The organism is Alteribacillus sp. HJP-4 (genome assembly GCF_042139015.1).
In the GTDB taxonomy this organism is placed as follows: domain Bacteria; phylum Bacillota; class Bacilli; order Bacillales; family Marinococcaceae; genus JBHIKY01.
The window spans coordinates 24,259-30,258 of record NZ_JBHIKY010000034.1; the positions used below are offsets into that span (position 1 = coordinate 24,259).

Here is a 6,000-nt window from a genome sequence, read left to right on the forward strand (position 1 = left end):
AGGGGGCAAATCTGAAAAAAAAGATTTGCTCCTTTTATTTATATTTTGGGCAGTTACCTAGAAGACTCAGTTACGAGATAAAAAGTTTTATAGAAGCGTTCAGTATATTTACCAAATATTCACGTAAACATAATGAAAAATCAATTGGTTCTTAAAACCACCATTTTATAATGTAGTGAACAGTTACATCATTCGACATTTAGTTAAACTATCATAACCAAAAGGTAGGAGGAACCAATTATGAAACGTACGTTTATTCCCATACTATTATTAACACTATTATTAACATCGGTAGTTGCAGCTTGTGGAGCCAATGATGTCCAGGAACAAGTCTCGGGAGACGGGCAGGATGAAGAGGTTGATGAGACAACCGAAGAAAATGAACCAGATGAGGGCGAAGGAGAAGAAGCTAGTGAGATTTCAGGATCGCTTTCCTTTTATACATCTCAGCCCGATGAAGATGCAGAAGCGTTGGTGAAGGGGTTTAATGATCAGTATCCTGACGTGGATGTGAGTATTTTCCGCTCTGGAACAGAGGAGGTAATTAGTCGTCTCCTTGCTGAAAACGAAGCTGGATCGGTGCAGGCAGATGTTTTGCTAGTGGCAGACGCGGTTACCTTTGAAGGTTTAAAAGAAGACGATCTTCTCATGTCCTACGAATCACCCGAGATTGATGGCATTCCTGATGAGTTTATCGATCCTGAATTTACATATACAGGTACAAAGATCATGGCGACGATTTTGGCTATCAATACGAATATAGTTGAAGAAAACCCTACATCCTGGTCTGCCCTCATATCTGAAGAAGCGGAGGGTGAAGTGATCATGCCAAGCCCGATATATTCAGGTGCAGCTGCCTACAATGCTGGCGTATTCAGCCGGACAGACGAATTTGGGTGGGATTTCTTTGAAGAATTACACGAAAACGAGGCAACGGTCGTTCAAGGAAACGGTGGAGTACTTCAATCTGTAGCAGGTGGAGAACATGCCTATGGGATGGTTGTGGACTTTATTGTGGCCAATGCAAAAGAAGAAGGTTCTCCTATTGACCTTGTTTATCCTGAAGAAGGTGTACCAGTTATCACTGAACCGATCGGGATCATGGAAGGAACCCAAAACGAAGAGTCTGCCAAAGCGTTTGTGGACTTCGTTTTATCAGAGGAAGGACAGGCTCTCAGCGTTGATATTGGGTATACACCGATCCGTGAAGGCATCGAGCCACCACCAGGACTCCGTAGTGTAGATGAACTAAACGTATTATCAAGTGATCTGGCAGATCTTTTAGAAACCCGGGATTCTGACAAAGAGCGATTTAGAAATATCTTTGGAGATTAATAAACAGGGGTTGTATGGTTATGAAACTTGAAGCACGAAGGGACAATCGTCCCTTTTCTTTTTTAAAGAAATATTCTCCCACAACGTATTTCATCACAGCAGTAATCGTATTTATTTTCGTCATTCCAATCATTCGTTTGTTTTCTCTGAGTTTTTTCCAGGACGGCTCCTTGACCGTAGCTAACTATACACAGGTACTAAGCGAACCTCGAACGTGGTCGATGCTTGAAAATACAGGAATAATGGTAATCAGCTCAACTGGTCTGGCAGTGGTTCTCGGTTTACTCTTTGCATGGATCATTGCCTACAGTGATATACGGGGAAAAAAACTGATGCAGCTTTTTATTTTAATACCTTTTATTATCCCTTCGTATATCGTTACTCTTTCTTGGACTCAGCTGATGAGCCGAAACGGGCTTGTAGCCTCCTTTCTCAACCTTTTTCCTTTTGATGCCGTTCCCTTTAACATGTACTCCATGGGTGGAATGATCTTCGTTCTGGGGTTGTCTCATTTCCCGCTCGTTTTTTTGTTTACCGTTAGTACCTTAAGAAAAATACCACAGGACTTAGAATGGTCTGCCCGCTCAGGAGGTGCGCTGTCGGTTGATGTGTTTAGAAGAATTACACTGCCTTTAGCGCTGCCTGGGCTTGCCGGGGGAGGACTTCTTGCTTTCATCGCCAACCTGGATAACTTCGGGATTCCGGCATTTTTAGGAATTCCAGGGAATATTCCGGTTCTTAGCACTGCGATTTATCAGGAAGTTGTGGGTTTTGGTCCAGGTGCTTTTTCGCGAGCTGCAACCCTCTCGGTTGTGCTCGCTGTGGTTGCTCTTGGAGGAACCGTATTTCAATGGATAATCGTGAGAAAGTCCAAGCAAATGGAAACTGTGGAGCAAGATTACGCTCCTCGTTTTCACCTTGGACGTTACCGTTTGCTAACAGAGATCAGTCTGTGGAGTTTATTGCTTCTGATTACGGTTGTGCCCCTTGTCTCCATGATCATGTCTTCCTTAATACGGGCGTACGGACTTACATTTACTTGGGAAAACCTGACACTTGCTCATTATGCATTCGTCTTGTTTGAAAACAACCGAGTTCAAGGCGCTATGGCCAACAGTGTGATGCTTGCAATTGTCACAACGGCCATCTGCTTGTTTGTCGGCACAGCCCTTGCTTATATCCGTTCCAGAAAACCGAATGCCCTTAACAGGGTTCTTGAAGTATTTGTAGGGCTTCCATATGCGCTTCCAGGGATGGTGCTTGGGCTCGCAATGATTTTTATGTGGCTTGAGCCCATTCCAGGCTGGAACCCAGGAGTCTATGGAACCATTGGCATTCTACTGATTGCCTATGTGACACGATTTATGATCTTACAAGTGAGGGGAAGTTTCACTGCCATGTCTCAAGTGGACCGGTCTATGGAAGAAGCGGCTCATGTATTTGGGGCCAAAACAGTGACGAAATGGCGACGGATTATGCTTCCATTGCTGTTACCGGGCCTTCTTGGAGGAGCCTTTCTCGTTTTTCTAACCGCACTAACCGAACTTACTGTGTCCTCGCTTCTGCGGTCGAGCGGTTCTGAAACGATCGGCCTGGTTATTTTCAACTTTGAACAAGCGGGGTACTCGACATATTCAACTGCATTCTCAACCGTTATTGTGGTCGCCATCATCGTGACAATGACAAGCCTATATGTTCTTCAGCAAGTGTGGAAAAAGAGGGTGAAAGAAGCATGACAACAGAAATAATTAACTTGAAAAAGTCGTTTGGAAACTTTGAAGCGTTGCGATCAATCAACCTTTCCATTTCCCAAGGGGAGTTTATTGCCATTTTAGGTCCTTCAGGATGCGGGAAAACCACTTTGTTACGCCTCATTGCAGGCTTTGACCAGCCTACTGGTGGGGAAATCCGTATGGAAGATAAGCGAGTTGGATCAAAAAAACAGAGAATACCACCCGAAAAGAGAAACATTGGTATGGTGTTTCAATCTTTTGCTCTTTGGCCTCATATGAAGGTCAAAGACCAAGTGGAATTTCCACTAAGGCACCATCCCCTCACACCAGAGGCCATAAAGAAAAATCCAAAAAAACGTGTACAGGATGTACTTAAACTTGTTAATCTCGACCATTTGATGGACCGTATGCCCAATGAACTTTCTGGAGGTCAAAAACAACGTGTAGCCTTAGCGCGCGCCATTTCCCATCAACCATCGTTATTACTCATGGATGAACCGTTAAACAGCCTCGACGCAGAGTTGAGAGAAAATATGCGACGAGAAATTCAAAGCCTTCATCGTATGACGAAAAGCTCGATCATCTATGTCACCCATGATCAAGGGGAAGCCTTGGCTATGGCCGATCGAATCGTCATTATGAAAGAAGGTAGGATTGAACAAAACGGAACACCCGAAGAGATATTCATGCGACCTCAGACACCTTACGTAGCCAGTTTTGTAGGAAAAGCCACAATCATGAAAGGAACATGGTCATCAAATTCTTTTCATCCTAAAGGGACAAATAATGTCCGCTGGGACGGAACAGACATTGCGCAAGGATTCAAAGATTCCGGCACGTACCCTGTACGCCCAGACGAATGGATACTGCAGGATGACACCGAGGGTATTGAAGCTAAAATAGACAACGCGCTATATCAAGGCAGGGAGATTCGCTATTCCGTCACAACTGTTGACGGAATTACAATCAAAATCGTAAGTCCAATGACGACACGCTATCAAATCGGTGAACAAGTCTGGATTAAAAAATCAGACACGTTTACCCCTACCCATATGGCTTCAGGGAACTAAATAAGATCAATAAGGAAAAGTTTCTTCAAAAAGTAGTAGTTAACAAAGTTAACTTCAGGGAACCTATAGATAGAGGGAAGGATTTAAAAAGATAACACCGTTGCAAAACAATCGGTGTTATCCCATATGTTTTCGTTTCTTAGGTTTGGTCTTCTTTAATATACGTTTTTACTGCTGGGGGATCATATGTATTAAACTTATCAAGAAGAACATCTGGAGATGAAGCCACTACCGCCATAGAACGGTACTTTTCTTGTAAAAATTGCTCTTCTATCATGTGGGCAAAAAAGATACAATAGGAGCATAATATTGGTTAATGTTAAATAACCCACAAGGTTTTTGGTGGAGACCCAATTGAGCCCAAGTAAAGATTTCTATGAATTCTTCTAAGGTTCCTGGACCTCCCGGAAGAGCAATAAAGCCATCAGCTAACTCTGCCATTTTTGCTATGCGTTTATGTATGGAATCAACCACAATTAACCAAATGTTTATGCGAGATTTCCCGGTCTTCGAGCATCTTAGGGATAATACCGATCGCTTGCCCGCCTTCTTCTAATACAGCATTGGCTACGGCTCCCATGAGCCCTACACTAGCGCCACCATATACCAACGTGATACAAACAGCACGTGAATTAATTGCTGAGATTATTTTTTTAGAATCGACTTTTGTAACCGAATCTTTAAAACCCGGAGTATTTAAACCAGCGGGACTTTGCGGAGTACCTGGAAAGTCACGGGCATTCCTTCACTATACGGCACGTGTTTTGTAGCTTTATTATCCTTGAATACTTACGAATGGATCGTTTCATGTACACATAAAGAAAACATGTAGGACAGCGGGACTGTGTCCCAGAGATAAAAGGTAAATGGCTGTTTGGCTTATAAAAGCAGGGGAGATTAAGATATTTCTTTATACTAACACAGGGGTTCTGTGAGTTCAGCAGAAAGGATTCTTGCATCGATTAGGTCTTTGCGTCATAATGTAATTACGTAAGTACGTATACACTTTTGAGGCATAGATTATACTGAAGAGAGGAGATTCACAGAATGGGTGTGATGAATGTGAAGAATGAAGAAGTACGTAAGGTCAGCCGTATGGGAAACAGCCTTGGTGTCGGGATCCCAAAATCCATCATTGATACGCTCAAGCTTAAAAAAGGTGATGAAATTCAGTTCAACCTGGATGAAAACAACCGGATAGTGTTGGAGAAGAAAAACAGACTTGAGGATCGTGTGGATCCCGAGCTTCTTGAAATGCTGGCGGAAACCTTTGAAGAGCACGATGACGTGTTTCGCAACTTAAGAGACCGGTAAGCTATGGAGTATATTTCATACAAAGACGCGGTACTCGTTCACTATTTGATGATGAAGCGGTACGGTGAAGGGGAGCATGCGGGAGTAAAAGATGAAGGTCTTTTGGAGTCTGCCCTTCACCGCCCGCAGCAATCCCTCTTCGGAGAAGATGCCTACAAAACGCTCTGGGAAAAGGCGGCAGTCCTTTTTCATTCCCTTTCCAGAAATCATGCGTTTTACAATGGCAATAAGCGTACTGCCCTTGCGGTAACAGAGCTCTTTTTAAAGAAGAATGGATACAAGCTAAACCGCGAATATAATAAAGAAATCGAAGATTTTACCGTTGATGTGGCGAGAGGGGCCCTGAGTGTTGAAAAGATTGCATCGGAGCTTGAGAAATTCGCAATAGAGAGATGATGAAGGCACCTGCCTCAGGTGTCTTTTTTTAAGTGTGCCCGGCATGCGCACACGCTATAGGGTTTAAGTCCCGAACGGTGAAGGTCGTTGTAGCCGTTAGCCAAAGGCAAGGGTGTCCATCGTGAGGTGGAATCTGAAGGAAGCTGGAGGCA

Annotated in this window: 5 protein-coding genes and 1 pseudogene; 5 read left to right on the forward strand and 1 reads right to left on the reverse strand. The window is 43.5% G+C overall.

The genetic code is table 11. From position 1 onward, the window contains the following. Positions 1 to 240: 240 nt before the first annotated feature. From ACE4RR_RS19805 to ACE4RR_RS19815, 3 genes are read left to right on the forward strand one after another with little or no spacing between them, the layout of a single operon-like run. Positions 241 to 1,335: an ABC transporter substrate-binding protein gene (locus tag ACE4RR_RS19805; RefSeq protein WP_375537166.1), complete on the forward strand. Its 1,095-nt coding sequence runs from the start codon at positions 241 to 243 to the stop codon at positions 1,333 to 1,335. A 20-nt stretch (positions 1,336 to 1,355) separates the two neighbouring features. Further along, entirely contained in the window at positions 1,356 to 3,071 is a 1,716-nt protein-coding gene (locus tag ACE4RR_RS19810; RefSeq protein ID WP_375537167.1) for an ABC transporter permease, read from the forward strand. Then, positions 3,068 to 4,138, forward strand: coding sequence for an ABC transporter ATP-binding protein (locus tag ACE4RR_RS19815; protein ID WP_375537168.1), 1,071 nt, complete (start codon positions 3,068 to 3,070; stop codon positions 4,136 to 4,138). The genes ACE4RR_RS19810 and ACE4RR_RS19815 overlap by 4 nt, the downstream gene beginning before the upstream one ends. Before the next feature lie 139 nt (positions 4,139 to 4,277). Here ACE4RR_RS19815 and ACE4RR_RS19820 read toward each other — a convergent pair. Then, a pseudogene (locus ACE4RR_RS19820) lies at positions 4,278 to 4,754 on the reverse strand (LOG family protein); the annotation flags it as partial. Positions 4,755 to 5,185: 431 nt separating this feature from the next. On the opposite strand from ACE4RR_RS19820, the gene ACE4RR_RS19825 reads away from it, so the two are divergent. Both ACE4RR_RS19825 and ACE4RR_RS19830 read left to right on the forward strand, forming a co-directional pair. Beyond that, the gene (locus ACE4RR_RS19825; RefSeq protein ID WP_375537169.1) at positions 5,186 to 5,452 is read left to right on the forward strand and encodes an AbrB/MazE/SpoVT family DNA-binding domain-containing protein; all 267 of its coding nucleotides are present in this window, start codon (positions 5,186 to 5,188) and stop codon (positions 5,450 to 5,452) included. A 3-nt stretch (positions 5,453 to 5,455) separates the two neighbouring features. Further along, positions 5,456 to 5,848 carry a type II toxin-antitoxin system death-on-curing family toxin gene (locus tag ACE4RR_RS19830; RefSeq protein WP_375537170.1) on the forward strand — a complete coding sequence of 131 codons (393 nt, stop codon included), beginning with the start codon at positions 5,456 to 5,458 and terminating at the stop codon, positions 5,846 to 5,848. The last annotated feature ends 152 nt before the right edge of the window (positions 5,849 to 6,000 follow it).